This is a genomic window from Pseudomonas sp. 15A4 (assembly GCF_016925575.1).
Taxonomy (GTDB): Bacteria; Pseudomonadota; Gammaproteobacteria; order Pseudomonadales; family Pseudomonadaceae; genus Aquipseudomonas.
In genome coordinates, this window is sequence record NZ_CP068986.1 from 4,644,946 (window position 1) to 4,665,883 (window position 20,938).

12 protein-coding genes and 6 pseudogenes are annotated in these 20,938 nt (G+C 62.6%); 9 read left to right on the plus strand and 9 right to left on the minus strand.

Annotated features, from left to right (window positions below):
• Window positions 1-327 precede the first annotated feature (327 nt).
• Together JN403_RS20565 and JN403_RS20570 are read right to left on the minus strand one after the other, a co-directional pair.
• Window positions 328-1,572 (minus strand): AGE family epimerase/isomerase, encoded by a 1,245-nt coding sequence (locus tag JN403_RS20565; RefSeq protein ID WP_205484062.1) that lies wholly within the window; start codon window positions 1,570-1,572, stop codon window positions 328-330.
• Between the two features lie 159 nt (window positions 1,573-1,731).
• A complete protein-coding gene (locus JN403_RS20570) occupies window positions 1,732-3,357 on the minus strand; it encodes a methyl-accepting chemotaxis protein (protein ID WP_205484063.1) in 1,626 nt (541 codons plus the stop codon).
• Between the two features lie 192 nt (window positions 3,358-3,549).
• On the opposite strand from JN403_RS20570, the gene JN403_RS20575 reads away from it, so the two are divergent.
• The 3 genes and pseudogenes from JN403_RS20575 to JN403_RS20585 all read left to right on the plus strand — a co-directional run bounded on the left by JN403_RS20575 (window position 3,550) and on the right by JN403_RS20585 (window position 5,955).
• Window positions 3,550-4,038: a GFA family protein gene (locus tag JN403_RS20575; protein WP_205484064.1), complete on the plus strand. Its 489-nt coding sequence runs from the start codon at window positions 3,550-3,552 to the stop codon at window positions 4,036-4,038.
• Between the two features lie 167 nt (window positions 4,039-4,205).
• A pseudogene (locus JN403_RS20580) lies at window positions 4,206-5,752 on the plus strand (FAD-dependent oxidoreductase).
• Window positions 5,753-5,799: 47 nt separating this feature from the next.
• Window positions 5,800-5,955, plus strand: coding sequence for a hypothetical protein (locus JN403_RS20585; protein WP_163022187.1), 156 nt, complete (start codon window positions 5,800-5,802; stop codon window positions 5,953-5,955).
• A 10-nt stretch (window positions 5,956-5,965) separates the two neighbouring features.
• Here JN403_RS20585 and JN403_RS20590 read toward each other — a convergent pair whose 3' ends face one another.
• The gene (locus tag JN403_RS20590) at window positions 5,966-7,063 is read right to left on the minus strand and encodes an MBL fold metallo-hydrolase (protein ID WP_205484065.1); all 1,098 of its coding nucleotides are present in this window, start codon (window positions 7,061-7,063) and stop codon (window positions 5,966-5,968) included.
• 259 nt (window positions 7,064-7,322) lie between these two features.
• On the opposite strand from JN403_RS20590, the gene JN403_RS20595 reads away from it, so the two are divergent.
• Window positions 7,323-7,952, plus strand: coding sequence for a TetR/AcrR family transcriptional regulator (locus JN403_RS20595; protein ID WP_205484066.1), 630 nt, complete (start codon window positions 7,323-7,325; stop codon window positions 7,950-7,952).
• Here the strand turns inward: JN403_RS20595 and JN403_RS20600 are convergent.
• Entirely contained in the window at window positions 7,949-8,641 is a 693-nt protein-coding gene (locus JN403_RS20600; protein ID WP_122625350.1) for a DJ-1/PfpI family protein, read from the minus strand. The two genes, JN403_RS20595 and JN403_RS20600, sit on opposite strands and share 4 nt — an antisense overlap.
• A 162-nt stretch (window positions 8,642-8,803) precedes the next feature.
• On the opposite strand from JN403_RS20600, the pseudogene JN403_RS20605 reads away from it, so the two are divergent.
• The 4 genes and pseudogenes from JN403_RS20605 to JN403_RS20620 all read left to right on the plus strand — a co-directional run bounded on the left by JN403_RS20605 (window position 8,804) and on the right by JN403_RS20620 (window position 14,322).
• Window positions 8,804-9,786: pseudogene (locus tag JN403_RS20605) on the plus strand (GlxA family transcriptional regulator).
• Window positions 9,787-10,650: 864 nt separating this feature from the next.
• Window positions 10,651-12,000 carry a gluconate:H+ symporter gene (locus JN403_RS20610; RefSeq protein WP_122625349.1) on the plus strand — a complete coding sequence of 450 codons (1,350 nt, stop codon included), beginning with the start codon at window positions 10,651-10,653 and terminating at the stop codon, window positions 11,998-12,000.
• Window positions 12,001-12,860 (plus strand): annotated as a pseudogene (locus JN403_RS20615) (MurR/RpiR family transcriptional regulator). It abuts the gene before it with no gap.
• Window positions 12,861-12,864: 4 nt separating this feature from the next.
• The gene (locus tag JN403_RS20620) at window positions 12,865-14,322 is read left to right on the plus strand and encodes a D-aminoacylase (protein ID WP_205484067.1); all 1,458 of its coding nucleotides are present in this window, start codon (window positions 12,865-12,867) and stop codon (window positions 14,320-14,322) included.
• 129 nt (window positions 14,323-14,451) lie between these two features.
• Here the strand turns inward: JN403_RS20620 and fahA are convergent.
• Together fahA and hmgA are read right to left on the minus strand one after the other, a co-directional pair.
• A pseudogene (fahA, locus tag JN403_RS20625) lies at window positions 14,452-15,749 on the minus strand (fumarylacetoacetase).
• Complete coding sequence (gene hmgA / locus JN403_RS20630; protein ID WP_205484068.1) at window positions 15,746-17,062, minus strand: homogentisate 1,2-dioxygenase; 1,317 nt, start codon at window positions 17,060-17,062, stop codon at window positions 15,746-15,748. Before hmgA ends, fahA begins: the two are co-directional and overlap by 4 nt.
• Before the next feature lie 109 nt (window positions 17,063-17,171).
• Between hmgA and JN403_RS20635 the strand changes: the two genes are divergently transcribed.
• Window positions 17,172-17,966: an IclR family transcriptional regulator gene (locus tag JN403_RS20635; RefSeq protein WP_205484069.1), complete on the plus strand. Its 795-nt coding sequence runs from the start codon at window positions 17,172-17,174 to the stop codon at window positions 17,964-17,966.
• A gap of 180 nt (window positions 17,967-18,146) precedes the next feature.
• Here JN403_RS20635 and hppD read toward each other — a convergent pair whose 3' ends face one another.
• From hppD to glcC, 3 genes and pseudogenes are all read right to left on the minus strand, one after another.
• Complete coding sequence (gene hppD, locus JN403_RS20640; RefSeq protein ID WP_205484070.1) at window positions 18,147-19,238, minus strand: 4-hydroxyphenylpyruvate dioxygenase; 1,092 nt, start codon at window positions 19,236-19,238, stop codon at window positions 18,147-18,149.
• 141 nt (window positions 19,239-19,379) lie between these two features.
• Window positions 19,380-20,011 (minus strand): annotated as a pseudogene (gene maiA / locus JN403_RS20645) (maleylacetoacetate isomerase).
• A 108-nt stretch (window positions 20,012-20,119) separates the two neighbouring features.
• Window positions 20,120-20,892 (minus strand): annotated as a pseudogene (glcC, locus tag JN403_RS20650) (transcriptional regulator GlcC).
• Window positions 20,893-20,938: the final 46 nt, after the last annotated feature.

Here is a 20,938-nt window from a genome sequence, read left to right on the forward strand (position 1 = left end):
GGGTGGGGCTCCACCTTGCTCGCGAAGAGACCGGGACATGCACTACATCTTCAGCGGCTGAGACACCGCCTTCGCGAGCAAGCTCGGCTCCCACATGGAACTGCGCCTGATCCAGTAGCGGCGGTGGTGCGCACCACCGGTTTTGTGGCGGACGCACAACAGAAAGCACACGCACAAACCTGTGGGAGTGAGCTTGCTCACGAAGGCGGCAGTTCAGGCGCAAAAGGTATAGCGGATGTACTGGCCTCTTCGCGGGCAAGGTGGAGCGCCACCCCGGTCGCTCCCACAAGGGATGTATTTGCCGGCCGAGGGCGCAAACGCTGCGGGCTAGGCCCTGTGCGCCAACGCCGTCGCCAAGCTTTGCTCCAGCGGTAAGACCGGCAGCAGCGTCGCCTGATAGGCGTGGTACAGATCCGGCTTGCCGGCCCAGATATCGGCGCTGGGCTGGTTTTGCGGGTTGAGTTCGTGGCGCCAGCTGCCGTTTTCGTAGTCGATGAACAGCGTCTCGCTGAATTCCCAGAACGTCCGGTACCAGTCTTCGTATTGCTGCTCGCGGGTGCGTTGCAGCAGTGCGGCGGAGGCAGCGGCCGCTTCAGCGTGGGTCCAGTGCAAACGATGGCGAACCACCGGACTGTTTTCCCAGTCGAGGGTGTAAACGATCCCCGGCGCGCCATCGACGTCCCAGCCATAGCGGCAGGCGTTTTCGAACAACCCGCGCGCGTCCTCCAACAGCCAGGCGGGCGTGTCCAGCCTGGCTTTGCGCCGTGACGCTTCCAGGTGCAAGACCAGCCGCGCCCATTCGAATGCGTGGCCAGGCGTGGTGCCGTAGGGGCGGAAGCCGTCGTCGGGCTTGTCGACGTTGTAGTCGGGAATCGGCTGCCACTGCAGGGTGAAATGCTCGATCACTTGATGGTTATTGCCCGCGGCGTGCTGATGGATGACCCGCTCGACGATGCTCAGCGCCCGATCCAGCCAGTGCGCATCGCCGGTGACGTCGGCCAGGGCGAGGAACGCCTCGGTGCTGTGCATGTTGCTGTTGGCGCCGCGATAGCTTTCTTCGTTGCGCCAGTCGCGGTCGAAGGACTCGCGCATGGCGCCTTCCTCCTCGCTCCAGAAACGCCGGGTGATCACCTGAATCGCGTCTTCCAGCAGCGCCTGTGCGCCGGGGCGTCGAGCGACGACTGCCGAGCTGGCCGCCAATGCAACGAAGGCATGCAGGTAGGCGTTCTTGCCGGTGTCGGCGCTGTGCTCCAGGGGTCTGGCGAACCAGCCGCCATGCTCGGCATCGCGCAACGGCCCGGCCAGCGCCGCGATGCCGTGATCAACCAGCGCAGCGCAACCGGGAATGCCGTTGATGTGGGCCATGGCAAAACTGTGGGTCATGCGTGCGGTGTTCATGGTTTCGGCGACGGCATCGGCGGGGAGCCGGCCGAGGTCATCCAGATTGCCGAAGCCCTGGGGCAGCTCCGAGGCCTTGGCAAACGCCAGCAGCCGATTGCCCTCCTGCATCAGCCAGGCCGTGTGACCCGGGGAGCGCAGCCAACTGCTGAAATCGCGATTCACGTCATCCATTGCCCTTCACCTATCTCGTCGGCAGGTTCGGCCCGCCAGGAATTATTAGTCGGGGCGAATCATGCAAGCCGAGGGCAGCGACAGGCAAGTGAATGAGGTGAAAGGGTTGGCCAGCTACAAGCTGCAAGCGCCAAGCAGCAAGCAGCCATAGTTTTGCAATCAGACCCGAAAGCGCGTGACCACCTGATTCAACTCCGCCGCCAGCCGGGACAGTTCGTTGCTCGACGCGCTGATCTGGTTGGCGCCGGACGACGATTGCATCGACAGGTCACGGATGTTGACGATATTGCGGTCCACTTCCCGCGCCACTTGGGCCTGCTCTTCAGCCGCGCTGGCGATCACCAGATTGCGCTCGGAGATCTCGTTGATCGATGTGGTGATCCGGTTCAGCGACTCGCCGGCGCCCTGGGCCAGTCCCAGGGTTTCGGTCGCGCGAGTGCGGCTGATCGACATCGATTCCAGCGCCTCGGTAGAACCGCTGCGCATGGTCGTGACCATCTTGTCGATTTCCAGGGTCGACTGCTGGGTGCGGTGGGCCAGTGCGCGCACTTCATCGGCGACCACGGCAAAGCCGCGTCCGGACTCACCCGCCCGCGCCGCCTCGATGGCGGCGTTCAGCGCCAGCAGGTTGGTCTGCTCGGCAATGGAGCGAATCACGTCCAGCACCTTGCCGATGTCCTGGGACTGATCGGCGAGGTTCTGCACCAGTTCCGAGGTGTGCTGCACGTTGCCGGACAGGGTCTGGATCGAATTAACCGTGTCGATGACCCGGCTCTGGCCGTCGCGGGCCGCGGTGGTCGATTCGCTCGACGCCTGGGACGTCGACACGGCGTTGCGTGCGACTTCCTCGACGGCCGAAGTCATCTCGTTCACCGCCGTGGCGGCCTGTTCGATTTCGGCGTTCTGCTGATGCAGGCCGCGATGGCTGTCTTCGGTCACCGAATTCAGCTCGGTGGCGGCCGACGCCAGTTGGCTTGCCGAGTTACCGATCAGGCTCAGGGTCGAGCGCAGATTGGTTTGCATCTGCTGCAACGCGCTCTGCAAGCGAGTGACTTCGTCATTGCCCTCGACGCGAATGTCATGGGTCAAATCGCCCTTGGCCACGTATTCGGCGGCATCAACCGCTTCCTGCAGCGGGCGGACGATGCTGCGGGTCAGCCACACCGCCAGCACCACGGTGGCCAGTGCCGCGATCAGCACGAACACCAGCACCACGTTTCGGGAGTTGCCGTATTGGGTTTCTGCGGCGGCGCCTTCGAGCTCGACCTGATGGGAATAGAAGTCACCGAGTTCGCCCAATTGCGCGCCGGAGTTGTCGACCGCCGTCTTCATGTCCACCAGCAACAGCTTGTTCAGCGCCTTGAGGTCTCCGCTCTCGGCGAGCACAAAAGACTGGGTCAAACCGCGCTGATAATCGACCAGGGTCGCGCGGAATTTGCCGTACAGCGCCTTCTCTTCCGGGGTGTCGATAAAGGTGTCGAGGCTGGCAAGTTTCTCGTCGAGGATCTTCGCGCGCGCGTCCATCTGACCCTTGTAGACGCTGACGTTTTTCGGATCGGCATCAAGAGCAACCCGCAGCGAGATCGTGCGAATGCGCAGCATGGCCTCGCGGATGTCGTTGACCAGCCGCATGCTCGGCATCCAGTTGCTTTCGACGGCCACCTCGCTCTGGCGAATCGTCGACATCTGGCTCAAGGCGAACCAGCCGAGCAACGCGACCAACAGGGAAATCAGGGTAAACCCAAGGCCGGCGCGGCGGGCGATGGTCAGGTTGCGTAGGCTCATAACGGTCGGCTCATTCTTGTAGGGTCGGGACGCAAAGTCGTCAGATGACTACCGCTTATCGACGCTGCCGCAGGCTTCTTTAGCCAACCGCACGTGAAGAATCCGAACGCCCGTTCGAGAAAACATCGAACCCCGCCCGCTTGAGCGGTCTAGACCCTTACGCCCAATCACACATTTAAGCGGAGGTGAATCATGCATCTGGAAGGTTCCTGCCATTGCGGCGCCGTCGAATTCAGCCTGACAAGCGCCCATCCCTACCCTTATCAACGCTGCTACTGCTCGATCTGCCGCAAGACCCAAGGCGGCGGTGGCTACGCAATCAATCTGGGCGGCGATGCCAAAAGCCTCAAGGTCAAAGGCAAGGACAGCATCGCCATCTACCACGCGAAGATGCGCGACGATAAGGGTCACCAGACCCACATCAGCAGCGCCGAACGGCATTTCTGCAAACGGTGCGGCAGCGGGCTGTGGTTGTTCAGCCCCGAGTGGCCTGAGCTGATTCATCCCTTCGCATCCGCCATCGACACCTCTTTGCCAATCCCGCCAGAGCACACGCACTTGCTGCTGAACTCCAAGGCGCCCTGGGTGGAAGTGGCCGCAGGGCCGAATGACCAGCAGTTCGAGGAATTCCCTGAAGAGTCGATCGCCGACTGGCATCAGCGGCTGAAATTGACCCGGTAGCCTGGCCGGGTGAAGTCACCAGGGCCTCCGGGCGTTCCTTCTGCAGTTAATGCAGATGGAGCGCCCGCCCAACCGACCACCCGATAATTCCCTGAACCTCTCCCCTGACCGCCGACTCCGAACTAAAAGCCCCTAAGCCCAATAAAAAAGCCCACGAGGAAGCGCACATGCCTCTGCATCGAGTCGCCAGCTTGACCGACATTCAGCGAGATCGCGGTCTCCAGGTCGAGTTTGGCGAAACCAAGGCGCTGCTGGTTCTGCACGGCGACGAAGTCCGCGCGTTTCAAGCCTTCTGCCCCCATGCCGGCGCGCCATTGGCCGACGGCGCCATCTGCAACGGTCATCTCATCTGCCCTTGGCACAAGGCCGAATTTTCCATCGACGACGGCCATCTCTGCGAACCGCCTGCGCTGGATGCCCTGACTCGTTACCCCGTCCACGTCATCGATGGCCATGTGCACGTCGATGACCAGCCCGTCACCGCTGACACGCCGACGCTGGCCGAAGACAGCCGCTGCTTCGTCATCATCGGCGCCGGCGCCGCGGGCACAGCTGCCGCTTGCGCGCTCAGGGAAAAGGGCTTCAACGGTCGGTTGCTGCTGATCGACCGGGACGCCGCGCCCGGCTACGACCGCACCGCGCTGAGCAAATTTGTGCTGTCCGCCGAGATGGAAACCGATGAGATCCCTGCCCTGCGCGACGACGGGTTCTACCTGAGCAACCGCATCGAACGGGTGCACGGCGAAGTGATGAAACTGGACGTCGTCAACAAGCGCGTCACCCTGGCGGACGGGCGCCGCTTTGACTACGACGCGGCGCTGGTGACCACCGGAGGCGAGCCGCGTGGGTTGCCCCTGGAAGGCGCCGACCTGCCGCAAGTGCTGACCCTGCGCAGCCGTGATGAAGCGCGCCGAATTTTGGCAGCAGTCCATCCCGGCAGCCACGCGCTGATCGTCGGCGACAGTTTTATCGGGCTGGAAGCGGCGTCGGCGTTGCGCACTCAGGGTGTCGACGTGACCGTTCTGGCCCATCACGAGGTGCCGTTTGCCAGCCAGTTGGGCGAGCGCGTCGGCAAAGCGTTGCGCGCGCTGCATGAGCAAAACGGCGTGCTGTTCCGCACCCACGTCGACGTCAGCCGGTTCGAGGGTGATGAACAAGATGGCCAGCAGGTGCTGCGAGCAGCCGTACTCAGCAATGGCGAACGGGTGGAAGTGGACCTGGCCCTGGTTGGCGTCGGCGTGAGTCCGGTGACGCATTTCATCGACGGTCTTCAGCTGGAAGACGATGGCTCACTGGCGGTCGACGACGGCATGCGCGCGGGCAAAGATCTGTGGGCGGCGGGTGACATTGCCACTTTCCCCTCAGTCATCAGCCACGGCGCATCGAGCACTGGCGCCTTGCCCAACAGCAGGCACGCATCGCGGCAGGCAACATGCTCGGCGATGACCTGCACTACGCCGACGTGCCGTATTTCTGGACCTACCATTTCGAAAAGCGTCTGGACTACCTCGGCCACGCCGAAGACTGGGACGACATCGTTTACCTCGGCGAGCCGGAGCGATTTGATTTCCTGGCGCTCATCTGCAAGCAAGGCGTCGTCGCGGCCGTGGTCAGCTGTGAACGTGAAAGGCCGATGGCGATGCTCGCCGAACGCATGAAACAACCGCTGTTCAAAGACGAAGCGCTCATGCTGATTAATCAGATCGACGATTGAGATGCACGACGAAAATCCCTTATTCAACCGCGCACTGGAGGTGCACCATGCCTGATAAAGAGTCCAACCGCGAAGACCTCGACCACAAGCCTGAAAACGCAGGCAAGGTCGGTGAGGAACACAAACAAGCCAATCAAAGTGGTGAACAACAGCGACCACCGGAAACCGAGCACCCGGCAGACCCTACTGACGCCAAACCTTGAAGCAGCCGCTTTAGCCCTGGCTGGTGGCCTGCTGGCGACCGTGCCGCTGTTTAGCGCAGCGGCCTGCCGCCGGCTCGGCAGCCTTGTCCACTTTCAGCCACCACGCCTCGCCTCGGCTGGGGTACTGAACGTAAAACGGCTGGCCCATTTCTGGCGTGGTGATGGAGATGCTACGATCCCACGCCAGCGCGATAATCCGGTCGAACGGCTCATGCCAGGCGTGCATCGCCAGGTCGAACGTGCCGTTGTGGATCGGCAGCAGCCACTTGCCGCGCAGGTCGATGTGCGCTTGCAGCGTCTCTTCAGGCTGCATGTGCACGTCCGGCCAATCTTCGTTGTACGCGCCGGTTTCCATCAGGGTCAGGTCGAACGGGCCGTACTGCTCACCGATTAACTTGAAACCGTCGTGATAGCCGGTGTCGCCGCTGAAGAAGATCCGCTGCTCGCCATCGAGGATGACCCACGACGCCCACAGGGTCTGGTTGCCGTCGCGCAGCGTGCGGCCTGAAAAATGCTGCGCCGGGGTCGCTACAAAGCGAATGCCGTGAATGTCCGTCGACTGCCACCAGTTCAATTGCTGAACCTTGGCCGCCGGCACGCCCCACTCGATCAGCGTATCCCCTACCCCCAGCGGCGTAATGAAATGCTCGGCCTTGTCCTTGAGCACCTGAATCGTCATGTGATCAAGATGGTCGTAGTGGTTGTGGGAAAGGATCACCGCCTTGAGCGGCGGCAGGTCTTGCAGAAGGATCGGCGGCTGGTGAAAGCGCTGGGGGCCGGCCCATTGCACCGGCGACGCACGCTCGGCAAATACGGGGTCGGTCAGAAAATATGCGCCACGCAGTTTCAGCAGCACCGTGGAATGGCCGAGGCGGTAGACCGTGTTGTCAGGCGCGGCAAACAGCTGCTGGCGCGACAGCGGCTGCACCGGGATCTCGCCGGCCGGGCGGGTGTGATGGGGTTTGTTGAATAGAGCGTTCCAGAAGATACGCAAAGTCTTGCCAACGCTTGAGCGCGCCATTGGCTTGATATTGAAATAGCGACCTTCGCGCCGAGTCAGGACAGGCAGCGCAGGATTTGAATCCAGGTTTTTTTCGATCGAGGCCATGAGGGTGCTGACTCCATAAAACGGGTGAAGGTGGCGTTGCGCTGTGCAAGCTGCAAGCTGCAAGCTGCAAGAGCATGGCGTACGCTTTGAGCTTTCGCTGTGGCTTTAGCTTGGAGCTCAAAACTTGAAGCTTCCAGCTGCTCTTACACTACACAGTGTAGTTTCAAGCTTGCACGATGGGCAAAGAGAAGTAAACTGCTCGGTGTAATTTTCTTGCCGGGTGACTTGGTTGCCCGGCTCACCTCACAGAAGAGACCCCATGACTGCCCCATTGCGACTGACCGACCGTAAACGCGAAGCCATTGTTCAGGCGGCGATAGCCGAGTTCCTCGATAACGGTTTCGAGGTCACGAGCATGGACCGGATTGCAGCACGGGCCGAGGTCTCCAAGCGCACGGTGTACAACCACTTCCCCAGCAAGGAAGAACTGTTCTCCGAAATGCTTCACCGACTGTGGTCCAGTGCCGCGACGCAGACTGATGCGGTGTACAAGCCCGGGGTGCCCCTGCGAGATCAACTGCGGGAATTGCTCGACGCGAAGATGAAGACCCTCGGCGACAGCAACTTCATTGACCTGGCTCGCGTGGCCATCGGCGCGACCATCCACTCTCCCGACCGCGCGCAGGTCTGGGTCAGCCGGCTCAATCAACGGGAAGAAACCTTCACCGTCTGGGTCCGCGGCGCCCAACAGGACGGCCGCCTCAAGGCCGTCGAGCCAGTGTCTGCCGCGTCGCAGATTCACGCGCTGCTCAAGGCCTTTGCTTTCTGGCCGCAAGTCACCCTCAACGAACCCCTGCTCGCGCCGGACAAGCAGCGCGAAGTGGTCGAGTCTGCGCTGGACCTGTTCCTCTGCTGGTATGAAATCCCGCTGGATAAATCCTCGACCTAAACCGTCCCGTTATCCATGGCCGCCGTAACGCGCTCGACAATCTGCCGGCGTGCGAGCAAGCCCTGCATGGCGCGATCAGTGGCGATGGCAAGGATATTGGCGGGTGCCGAATCCGGGCGGCCCGAATCGTAGGGCGGTGCCGGCGCGTACTCCAGCTGCAGCTGGATGGTCCGGGCGGTATCGGCATCGAACACTTCGCTGATCAGCGTCAGGGCAAAATCTATCCCCGCCGTCACGCCGCCGCCGGTCATCAGGTTGCCGTCGCGCACCACGCGCTCGCGTACCGGAATCGCGCCGAACTGCTCCAGTAACGAATGGGACGCCCAGTGAGTGGTGGCGCGGCGGCCTTTCAACAGCCCTGCCGCACCGAGCACCAGCGCGCCGGTGCAGACCGACGTCACGTACTGCGCCGTGGCAGCCTGATGCTGAATGAACGCCAGGGTTTGCGCATCTTCCATCAATACGTCGACGCCTACCCCGCCCGGCACGCAGATCACATCGAGGTCAATGCAGTCGGCGAAGGTCGCGGTCGGTACCAGTGTCAGGCCGGTGCTGGACTGCAGCGGCTCGAGGTTCTTCCAGACCAGGTGCACGACCACGCCAGGCATGGTTGCAAAAACATCGTAAGGGCCAGTGAGGTCCAGTTGCTGGACGTTGGGGAATACCAGCAGGCCGATATGCAGGGTCATGGTGTGTTTCCTTGTACGAGAAGTGATTCATCTGACGGTATGAAGTGACGCTGCCGATGGGACTCGGGCCAGCGCCTGGACGAAACCACTGTAGCGAGCTAGCCTCTGGCGGATACGCCATAAAGCCAACAATTCACGCCAATTTTTTACAACGAGGGCGCCATGCCTCATCAGCCCCGGCCGGTTCATGTTCTGGCCTTTCCCAACGTTCAGTTGCTCGACGTCACCGGACCGCTGCAGGTGTTTGCCTCGGCCAACGTCATGGCGCACGAAGCGGGCCTGAAAAAATCCCCTACCGGCCCGAAGTCATTGCAAGCGCACCCGGCGGCATCACGTCTTCCGCCGGACTCGGCATGCTCACTCACCCGCTGCCGTCCACGCCTTCGGACACGCTGATCATCGCCGGTGGCGGCGGGGTCCATGCCGCGCTGCTGGACCCGGTTCTGGTGGCCTGGGTGCGAACGCAATCCCTCAGTGCCCGGCGCGTGGCGTCGGTGTGCACCGGCGCATTTCTGCTGGCGGCCGCCGGCGTGCTGGACGGCCATCGGGTGGTCACCCACTGGGACAGTTGCGATGAACTGGCGCGGCGTTTTCCGCACCTGCGCGTCGATCCGGACCCGATCTTCATCAACGAGGACAAACTGTGGACGTCCGCCGGGGTGACGGCGGGGATTGATCTGGCACTGGCGATGGTTGAAGCGGACCTGGGGCGGGACATCGCGCTGGCGGTGGCGCGGGATCTGGTGGTGTTTCTCAAGCGCCCGGGCGGGCAATCGCAGTTCAGCACGGCGTTGTCGATGCAGCACCAGACCCGCGATCAAGGCAGCCGCTTTGGCGACCTGCACGCCTGGATTCTCGACAATCTGGCCAGTGACCTGTCGGTTGGCACGCTGGCGGCGCAGGTGGGCATGAGCGAGCGCAGTTTCGTCCGCCACTACCGCGCCCACACCGGCAACACGCCGGCGCGGGCGATCGAGCAATTGCGCGTCGAAGCGGCACGGCGTCTGTTGGGGGACAGTGCGCTGCCGATCAAGCGCATCGCCGACCGCTGCGGGTTTGGTACGGAAGAGACGTTGCGGCGCAGCTTCATGCGCGCGGTATCAGTGACGCCCCAGGCGTATCGGGAGCGGTTCACTGCGGCATGAAGCGGCCGCGAAGGCTGACTGTCCTTCCCCAGAGAAAGGGGCTGGCTGTCCTGGCCCCTTCGCGAGCAAGCTCACTCCCACGAGTCTCGGCATGGTTCGAAATCTCAAGTCACCCACGATCCTGTGGGAGCGAGCTTGCTCGCGAATGCTGACTGTCCTTCCCCAGAGAAAGTGGCTGGCTGTCCTGGCCCCTTCGCGAGCAAGCTCGCTCCCACAAGTCTCGGCATGGTTCGAAATCTCAAGTCACCCACGATCATGTGGGAGCGAGCTTGCTCGCGAAGGCTGACTGTCCTTCCCCAGAGAAAGTGGCTGGCTGTCTGGCCTCTTCGCGAGCAAGCTCGCTCCTACAAATTGACTGCATCGACCGGGAAATAAAGGTCGCGCACAGAGACCTGTAGGAGTGAGCTTGCTCGCGAAGAAGGCAGTTCAGCCAATGAATTTTCTTCGCTGGATAAACCGCATTCGCCAGCAAGGTGGAACGCCACCCCGGTCACTCCCACACGTCCAACCAACCGGCCGAAATCCTGAGGCAACCCGTGCTCCCACAAATGGATGGGGCGCAAGGCAAAACATCTGAGAGAAATTAATTTTCATGAATTGATCTTTTTATCCTGCTTCGTGTAATTTACTTTCCATCACGAAATCAGAGATAACAATAATGACTGCCTGTGATCGTCCCGCCCCTGCTCTTCTTTCGCCGTTCATGGCGCCTGCAACACCCAATGCCGAGATCGTTTTCACCGCCTGGCTGCGCACCGGTTAACGCCATTGCGCGGGTGAGTCCTGCTTTGTTGTAGCTCGACAGGCTCAGCCCCGCCGCCGCCCAAGCCCTGACCCCCTCATTCTCAGCAAGGAATCCGTTGCATGCCTCCGTCAACCGGCCTGTCTCTGTTGGTCTATGCCGCCGTCGCGATCATCGCCCTGATCGTGCTCATCGCGCGCTTTCGCCTCAATCCGTTCATCGTCATCACCCTGGTGTCCGTCGGCCTCGCGCTGGTCGCCGGCATGCCGGCCAATGCCGTCGTCGCGTCCTATGAGGGCGGCGTCGGCAAGACGCTGGGGCACATCGCGCTGGTCGTGGCGCTGGGCACCATGCTCGGCAAAATGATGGCCGAGTCCGGCGGCGCCGAGCAGGTGGCGCGCACGATGATTGACCGCTTCGGCGAGCGTAACGCCCATTGGGCGATGGTCTGCATCGCGTTTCTGGTGGGGCTGCCGCTGTTCTTCGAAGTAGGTTTCGTGCTGCTGGTGCCGATCGCCTTCACCGTTGCGCGCAGGGTCGGCGTGTCTATTCTGATGGTCGGCCTGCCCATGGTCGCCGGCCTTTCTGTGGTCCACGCCCTGGTGCCGCCGCACCCTGCGGCGATGCTGGCGGTGCAGGCGTACCAGGCGTCAGTCGGCCAGACCCTGTTCTACGCCATCCTCATCGGCATCCCCACCGCGATCATTGCCGGCCCGGTCTACGCGCGCTTCATCGTGCCGCACATTCATTTGCCCGACGAAAACCCGCTCGCCAAACAATTTCTCGACCGTGAACCCCGCGTCCAGTTGCCAGGTTTCGGCATCACCATGGCGACCATTCTGTTGCCGGTGGTGCTGATGCTGCTGGGTGGCTGGGCCAATCTGATTTCCACGCCGGGGAGCGGCTTCAACAGCTTCCTGCTGTTCATCGGCAACTCGGTGATCGCGCTGCTGCTCGCCACGTTGCTAAGCTTCTGGACACTGGGTATCGCCCAGGGCTTTTCCCGCGATTCAATCCTGAAATTCACCCAGGAATGCCTGGCGCCAACGGCCAGCATTACGTTGTTGGTCGGCGCAGGCGGCGGTCTGAACCGAATTCTCGTCGACAGCGGCGTGACCAACGAGATCGTCGGCCTGGCGCAGGACTTTCACCTGTCGCCGCTGCTGATGGGCTGGCTGTTTGCGGCATTGATGCGCATCGCCACCGGCTCGGCCACGGTGGCGATGACCACCGCGTCCGGCATCGTGGCCCCCGTGGCGCTGGGTCTGGGCTATCCCCATCCGGAGCTGCTGGTGCTCGCGACCGGCGCGGGTTCGGTGATTTTCTCCCACGTCAATGACGGCGGGTTCTGGCTGATCAAGGAGTATTTCAACATGACCGTGGCACAGACCTTCAAGACCTGGACGGTGCTGGAGACGCTGATTTCGGTGATCGCTTTCGTGCTGACCCTCGGGCTGGCGCAGGTGATCTGAGTGGACATTCTTTACCAGATCCGCGCCCGTCAGGAGTCGTTCAGCGCCGGCGAAGGCCGCATCGCCAGACTGGTGCTCAGCGACGTGGCGTTTGCCGCCAGCGCCAGCCTCGACGACCTCGCCGCCCGCGCCGAGGTCAGCAGCGCCACGCTGTCGCGCTTCGCCCGCACGGTGGGCTGCAAGGACCTGCGCGACCTGCGCTTGCAACTGGCCCAGGCCAGCGCCGTGGGCAACCGCTTCCTGACCGCGGAACAGGCGCCGGAACAGTCGGCGTTTTTCACCCAAATCGTCGGCGACATTGAATCTACTCTGCGTCAGCACCTGGCCGGTTTCGATGAATCGCGCTTCCAGGCGGCGGTGGCTTTGCTGACGCCGGCGCGGATGATTCACAGTTTTGGCATGGGCGGCGCGTCCAGCCTGTGCAGCGAAGAACTGCAGACCCGACTGGTGCGGCTCGGTTATCCGATTGCCGCCAGCCGCGACCCGGTGATGATGCGGCTCATCGCCGCGACCCTCGGGCCCGAGCACAGCGTGATCGTCTGCTCCCTGAGCGGGCGCCCCCTGAACTGCTCGATGCAGTGGATCTGGCCCGCAGCTACGGCGCAAAGATTCTCGCCATCACCCTGCCCGGCTCACCGTTGGCGGAACGCGCAGATGTGCTGCTGCCGCTGCAGATCGCCGAAACCCATTTCATCTACAAACCCACCGCCGCGCGTTACGGCATGCTGCTGACCATCGACGTGCTGGCCACCGAACTGGCGCTGACGGCGCCCGACGCCAACCGCGAACGGCTAAGGCGGATCAAGCTCGCCCTGGATGACTACCGCGGCGGCGACGACGGCCTGCCCCTTGGAGACTGACCCCATGCTTTACGACCTGATCATTCGCGACGCGCTGGTGATCGACGGCAGCAATACGCCGGGCTACCGCGCCGACGTGGCCCTGCGCGACGGCCGCATCCAGCGCATCGGCGACCTGCACGACGTCTCCGCCCGCGAAGAAATCAACGCCGACGGCCGCGTGCTGGCCCCGGGTTTCATCGACGTGCACACCCACGACGACACCGTGGTGATTCGCCAGCCGGCCATGCTGCCGAAAATCACCCAGGGCGTGACCACGGTGATCGTCGGCAACTGCGGCATCAGCGCCTCACCCGTTTCCCTGGCGGGGGATCCACCGGATCCGATGAACCTGCTGGGCCCCGCTTCCGCGTTCGTTTATCCGCGCTTCATCGACTACCGCAACGCAGTGGACGCGGCGCGACCGGCGGTCAATGTGGCGGCGCTGATCGGCCACACCGCGCTGCGCAGCAATCACATGGACGATCTTTTTCGAACGGCGCGCGCTGATGAAATCAGCGCCATGCGCGAGCAATTGCGCGACAGCCTGGCGGACGGCGCGCTGGGGCTTTCCACCGGTCTGGCCTATGCCTCGGCTTTTTCGGCCGAGACCGACGAAGTCAAACAACTGGCCGAGGAGCTGACAGCGTTCGGCGCGGTGTACACGACGCATTTGCGCAGCGAGTTCGAGCCGGTGCTGGAGGCCATGGACGAGGCGTTCGAGATCGGCCGTCACGCCAGATCGCCGGTGGTGATTTCCCACATGAAATGCGCGGGCGCCGGCAATTGGGGCCGCAGCCCGCAATTGCTGGCGTCCCTTGAAAACGCCGCGCTGAGCCACCCGGTGGGCTGCGATTGCTACCCCTATGCGGCCAGTTCTTCGACGCTGGATGTGAAGCAGGTCACCGATGCGTTCCCGATCACCATCACCTGGTCGACGCCGCACCCGGATCAGGGCGGCCGCGAGCTGAAAGACATCGCCGCGGACTGGGGCCTTTCACTGGTGGACGCCGCGCGCAAACTGCAACCGGCCGGCGCCGTGTATTACGGCATGGACGAAAGGGATGTGCAGCGCATCATGAAACACCCGCTGTCGATGATCGGCTCGGACGGCCTGCCGGAAGACCCGTTCCCGCACCCGCGCCTGTGGGGTGCGTTCCCTCGGGTGCTGGGGCATTTCAGTCGGGACGTAGGGCTTTTCCCGCTGCACACCGCCGTGCACAAGATGACCGGACTGACCGCCACGCGCTTCGGGCTGACGGATCGCGGTTTTGTGCGCGAAGGGTATTGCGCGGACCTGGTGCTGTTCAACGCTGACACCGTGCGCGATGTGGCGGATTTCAAAGAGCCCAAGCGCCCGGCGGAGGGGATTGATGCGGTATGGGTCAACGGGCATTTGAGCTATGCCGAGGGCAAGCCTCAGGGGGAACGGCAGGGACGGTTCTTGCCGCGAAGCGGATCGCTGATGGGCGGATTTAGCTAATCTTTGTAGGACTGGCTCTCGCCGGGAAAACGTCAGGCGGCACACCGCAAATCTGGGCTGTACACATTGGCCTCTTCCCGGCTGAAGCCGGTCCTACTAAAAGCATGCGCTGTGTCCGTAGGACTGGGTTCACCCAATCACAACCCCACGGCATTCGCCAAACCCGATGCTCACTTCTCCGTCCTTGCGGCAGCGCGCTTTGAGGATCACCTCATCGCCGGCCTCCAGAAAGGTTCGCGTCTCGCCGTTGGGCAACTCGACGGCGCGCTTTCCGCCTTCGGTCATTTCCAGCAGGCTGCCAAGCTGGCCGGGCTGCGGGCCTGACAAGGTGCCGGTGCCGAACAGATCGCCGGCTTGCAGCTTGCAGCCGTTGACGCTGTGGTGGGCCACCATCTGCGCAACGGTCCAGTACATGTTCAACGTGTTGCTCAGGGACAGACGCTGGGGCGCGATACCCTGCTCTTTCATCCGCGCAGTGAGCAGCAGCACTTCCAGCTCGATGTCCAGCGCTCCGCCGGCCTGATCCTGCTCATCGAACAGATAGTCCATCGGCGGCGGGTCACCCTCGGGGCGCACCGGTTGAGCCGCGCGAAAAGGCGCAAGGGCTTCGGCCGTGACCACCCACGGCGAAATGCTCGTCGCAAAACTCTTCGACAGAAACGGCCCCAGCGGTTGGTATTCCCAGGCTTGCAGGTCCCGGGCCGACCAATCGTTCAACAGACAGAAACCGGCGATGTGCTCGCCCGCCCTGCCGATGGCGACGGGCTCGCCCGCCTCGTTGCCCTGCCCGATCCACACGCCCACTTCCAGCTCGTAATCCAGGCGTTTGCTCGGCCCAAAATCCGGCGCCTCGGCACCCGGCTTCAAGGTTTGCCCGCTGGGGCGCTTGACCTGCATCCCGGACACACCCAGCGTCGAGGCCCGCCCGTGGTAGGCAATCGGTACGTACTTGTAGTTCGGCAACAGCGGATTGTCCGGGCGGAACAGCTTGCCGACGTTCATCGCGTGATGAATGCCGACGTAGAAATCAGTGTAGTCCCCGACCTGCGCCGGCATGTGCATCTTGCAGTCAGCCATCGGCACCAACAGACGCTCGCCCATGGCCTGCAAGCGCTCACGTTGCAGGTTTTTTCGTCGAGCAGGTGCAAAAGTTCATGGCGCAACGCCTGCCGGGAGGAACCGCCCAGGGCGAAAAAGTCGTTCAGTTGCCCCTGGCTGGCGGCTTCGACGGCCACGCGCGCGGCGCCGTTGAACAGGCTGGCCTCCAGGGCCGTTTGCAGGTCCAGAATGAAATCGCCGATGGCAACGCCGCCGCGCTTGCCGAAACCGGGGCGGCTGAACACGCCCAGGGGCAGGTTCTGCAGGGGGAAGTCGGGATGGTCGTTGGCGCTGGCAACCCAGCTGCGCAGGTGCTGTGAAGTGCTCATCGTTGGCTGTCCGTGTCGAAAGGCTTGAACGTTCTGGCGATGCCATCCCAACAGGCATCGTAATCGCTTTGCAGCTGTGGGCTTTCCAGCGCGTGGTAGCTGGGCCGCAGGACTTTACCGGTCTCGAACATGAACGCCATGGTCTGTTCGATCTTGTGCGGCTTGAGCTCGGCGGCCATGGCCTTCTCGGCGCTGGCGTTGTCCGGGCCATGGGCGCTCATGCAGTTGTGCAGTGAGGCGCCGCCGGGCATGAAACCTACGGCCTTGGCGTCGTAGGCCCCGTCGATCAGGCCCATGAATTCGTTCATCAGGTTGCGGTGGAACCACGGCGGCCGGAAGGTGTTTTCCGCCACCATCCAGCGCGGTGGGAAGATCACGAAATCGACGTTGGCCTGACCGTCGACGGCGCCCGGAGACGTCAGCACGGTGAAGATCGACGGATCGGGGTGGTCGTAACTCACCGTGCCGAGGGTATTGAACAGGCGCAGGTCGTATTTGTAGGGGACATTGTTGCCATGCCACGCGACGACATCGAAGGGGGAATGACCGAGCGTAGTCGCCCACAGTTCGCCGAGGAATTTCTGCACCAGCACGGTGGGCTGCACGCTGTCTTCAAAACAGGCGTGGGGCACCTGGAAATCCCGGGGATTGGCCAGGCCATTGCTGCCGATCGGACCCAGGTCAGGCAGGCGCAGGGCGCAGCCGTGGTTCTCGCAGAGATAACCTCGCGCGGCGCCGTCGAGCAACTCGACGGTGAATTTCAAACCCCTCGGCAGCACGGCGATTTCTTGCGGCTCAAGCTCTAGCAGGCCCAATTCGGTGGTGATGCGCAGGCGACCCTGCTGGGGGACGATCAGCCATTCGCCGTCAGCGCTGAAGAACGCGCGCTGCATAGAAAGGTTGGCCGTGTAGACGTAGACGCTCACGCCCTCGGCCTGCTCGGCAGACGAGGTGCTGGCCAGCGCGTGCAGGCCGTCGATGAAATCGGTCGGTTCGGCGGGGATGTCGAACGCATTCCAGCGCAGGCGATTGGGGGTGACAGGGCCCTGCTGTTGACCGGTAATCTGCCGCTCGAGTCGCTGAAAACGAGGGTGCGCGGCAGACGGTTGAATACGGTAGAGCCAGGTGCGCCGGGCTTCGGCGCGGGGGACGGTGAATGCGGTGCCGGAGAATTGCTCGGCAAACAGGCCCAGCGGATGACGCTGAGGCGAGTTCTGCCCGCGGGGCAATCCGCCCGGCATCGCCTCGCTGCTGAATTGATTGCCGAAGCCGCACTGGTAGCGCAAGGATTCGGACCGGGGTGCTGTCGACATGACGACCTCTTATTGTTTTTATCGTAAGCGTGTTACGCATAACGTAATTTGAGTTTGCAGAAGGGTCAAGCTATAAAGCAGCCTTTCCAGACCGGGGGCCTCCCTTGCCATGACCGACGATTCCACCCCCGCCGCCGCGCCACGCCAGCAGAAAGTCCAGTCGGCTGAAGTCGGCGTCGGCATCCTCAAGGCGCTGGCCGAACTGGCCCCCGCCACGTCACTGTCGAAACTCGCCGAGTACGTCGACATGCCCGCCAGCAAGGTGCATCGCTACCTGCAAGCGCTGGTGGACAGCGGCTTTGCCGAGCAGGACCCGGCCAACAATCATTACCGACTGGGCCGTTCGGCGTTACAGGTCGGCCTGGCCGCACTGAGCCAACTGGATGTACTGAAAACGTCTGCCCCAGCCCTGATCGCACTGCGCGATGAACTCAACGAAACCTGCTTTCTGGCGGTGTGGGGCAACAAAGGCCCGACGGTGGTGTACGTCGAGCAGTCGCTAGGGGCGGTCACGCTGGTGACGCAGATCGGCTCGGTGCTGCCGCTGCTCAGTTCGTCCACCGGGCTGGTGTTCGAGACCTTTCTGTCTGCGACTGAAACCGCCGGGTTGAGGGAGGCGGAATCGGCCTCGTTGAACGCGGCGCAGTTGCAGGAGATCGATCGGCACCTCCAAGAGATCCGCAGCACCGGGGTGCATCAGATTCATGGGATGTTGATGGCCGGCGTCAACGCGGTGTCATCGCCGGCGTTTGCCATGGGCAACAAGCTGGTGGGTGTGGTGACGGTGGTGGGCTCGGCATCGGTGTTTACCGATCAGCGTCAGGCCCTCGCTGCACAGAAACTGCTGCAGACGGCCCAGGCGATCAGCGCGCGGATGGGTGGGGAAATGCCGCGACTGGCGTGATTCTCCAGGATCATGGTCATACTGTAGGAGTGAGCTTGCTCGCGAAGACGTCCTGACATCCGCTAGAATTTCGGCGGCTGAAATGCCCCTTCGCGAGCAAGCTCACTCCTACAGGTATTGCGTTAACACGTGAATACGAGGCGTTAGCCTCACTCCTACAGGTATCGCGTTAACACGTGACTACGAGGCGTCAGCCTCAATCCACCGCCAACACCCCCGCCGCACTTGATCCCGCTCGATCGACTCGAACAGCGCCTTGAAATTGCCCTCGCCGAACCCGTCGTCGCCCTTGCGCTGGATGAATTCGAAGAACACCGGCCCCATCAGGGTTTCCGAGAAGATCTGCAGCAGCAGTCGCTTGTTTCCGCCTTCGGAATTGCCGTCCAGCAGAATTCCCCGCGCCTTCAGCTCGTGCTCCGGTTCGCCATGGTTAGGCAGCCGGCCTTCGAGCATTTCGTAATAGGTGTCCGGCGGCGGTGTCATGAAGCGCATGCCCAGCGCCTTGAGCCGGTCCCAGGTGTCGATCAGGTTTTCGGTGAAGAACGCGACGTGTTGAATGCCCTCGCCGTTGAACTTCATCAGAAACTCCTCAATCTGCCCAGCGCCCTTGGACGATTCCTCGTTCAGCGGGATGCGGATCATGCCGTCCGGCGCTGTCATCGCTTTCGAGGTCAGGCCGGTGTACTCGCCCTTGATGTCGAAGTAGCGCAGCTCACGGAAATTGAACAGCTTCTCGTAGAAGTTCGCCCAATAGGCCATCCGCCCGCGATAGACGTTATGGGTCAGGTGATCGATGAATTGCAGGCCGGCGCCCTTGGGGTGACGGTCGACGCCTTCGAGGTACACGAAATCGATGTCGTAGATCGAGGTGCCTTCGCCGAAACGGTCGATCAGGTACAAGGGTGCGCCGCCAATCCCCTTGATCGCCGGCAAACGCAATTCCATGGGCCCGGTGCCGATCTCGACAGGCTGCGCGCCGAGTTCCAGCGCGCGCTTGTAGGCCAGTTGCGAGTCCTTGACGCGGAATGCCATGCCGCACACGGAAGGACCATGCTCCGCGGCGAAGTAGGACGCTTCGCTGTTGGGCTCATTGTTGAGGATGATGTTGATCGCACCCTGGCGGTACAGCGACACGTTCTTGGAACGGTGTTGGGCGACTTTGCTGAAGCCCATGATCTGGAAAACAGGCTCCAGCACGTTGGGGGTCGGCGAGGCGAATTCGATGAACTCGAAGCCCATAAGGCCCATTGGATTTTCGTAGAGATCAGTCACGGTCTTGCTCCTGCTGAAAAGTGAGAGGCACAGCGGCTCGGATCACGATTCAGCGGGTGGCGCGCAGGAAATCCCCGCACGCTGCGGGCGAGGAAGTCGCCGAAGATCAATTGCAGACCGAAGCTTTTCATGGGGGAAAGATTACTCCGGCTTGTCCGATTGCGCATCGGGATGGGCGGTCTGAAACGCCGGATGCTGTAACGCCAGTGCTTCGACCCGGCAAATACGCGGGTACGGGCTCATGTCGACGTTGAAGCGTCGCGCCGCATACACCTGAGGCAGCACATACACATCGGCCAGGCCAACCGCGCCAAAACAAAACTCAGCATCGCCAATCAGGGCCTCCACTGCGGCGAAGCCTTCGCCGATCCAGTGGCCGATCCACGCCGTCACATCGCCTTCGTCGTGACCCATGCCGCGCAGGCGATTCAGCACCGCCACGTTGTGCAACGGATGAATGTCGCAGCCGATCAGGGCGGCAACCTGCCGATGGCCCGCGCGGGCGAGCAGCGCTTCGGGGAGCAATGGGAATTCGGGGGATAATTCTTCGAGGTATTCGATGATCGCCATGGACTGGATGATCACCTCACCGCCATCCCCCTCAAAGCGGGAACGCGGCCCTGGGGGTTGATCGCCAGGTAGTCGGGCCGGTGGTGTTCACCGCCGTCGCGGATCAGGTTGACCGGCAGTGCGTCGAACGCGAGACCTTTCAGCGCCAGGGCAATGCGCACCCGGTAGCTCGAGGTCGATCGGTAGTAGGTGAAAAGATCCACGGGAATGGCCTGTTATTGTTGTTTTGGTTTTCACTACGGCGTAAGCGACTTACGCAATGCGTAAACTGCGGCAATGCGGCATGGCTGTCAAGTTCAGCTCCAGCTGGCTCAAGCCCAGCCCTCCAGCCGCAGAGTGGCGCGCACCAGCCGTTGCTCCTCGCTTTCGATCTCCCGCAGGTTGTCACAGATGTTCTGGATGTGCGCCACAGCCGCCTTGCGCGCCTGCTCGGGCAAGCGCCCCGTGACCGCGTTGTACAGCCGGGCATGATGACGATCGATCTGCCGCTTCTGGGCGTCACGGTGATAGAGGTTGTTGACCGAAGCAAACACCGTGTTGAGCAGCAGATCCGTCAACGAACGCAGGGTCTGCACCAGCACCGGGTTGTGGGACGCTTCACAGATGGCCAGATGAAACGCATGGTCGAGCCGAGCGTGTTCGGACGCCGGCATCGGGTGGTCATGGCCGGCCACCAACGCGTTGTAGGCCCGGGTGATCAGCACGAAATCCGCGTCGGTACCACGCAACGCTGCCAGCCGCGCGGACTCCCCTCCAGCAGGCTGCGCACCTCGAACAGGTCGTACAGCGTGCGCGGCTGGGAAGCGAACAAATGCATCAGCGGCGAGGCAGCGGTCAGCCCGAGCCCGCCCATCTGCGCGACAAACGAACCCTTGCCATGACGGGTTTCGATGATGCCCCGGGCGCGCAGCAACTGCAGGCCCTCGCGCAGGGCGGTGCGCGACACCCCGAGTTTTTCGGTCAGTCGCCGCTCGGAAGGCAACAGCTGACCGACCTTGAGCACCCCGTCGACAATCAGCCGCTCAATGCGCTCGCTGACGACATCGGCGACCTGCTGCGGGCGCTGGGTTTGGGTAGTTTCCATGACTAAGTGTTCCTCGGGTTAGCGCTGGGTCCAGTCCGTTCGCTCG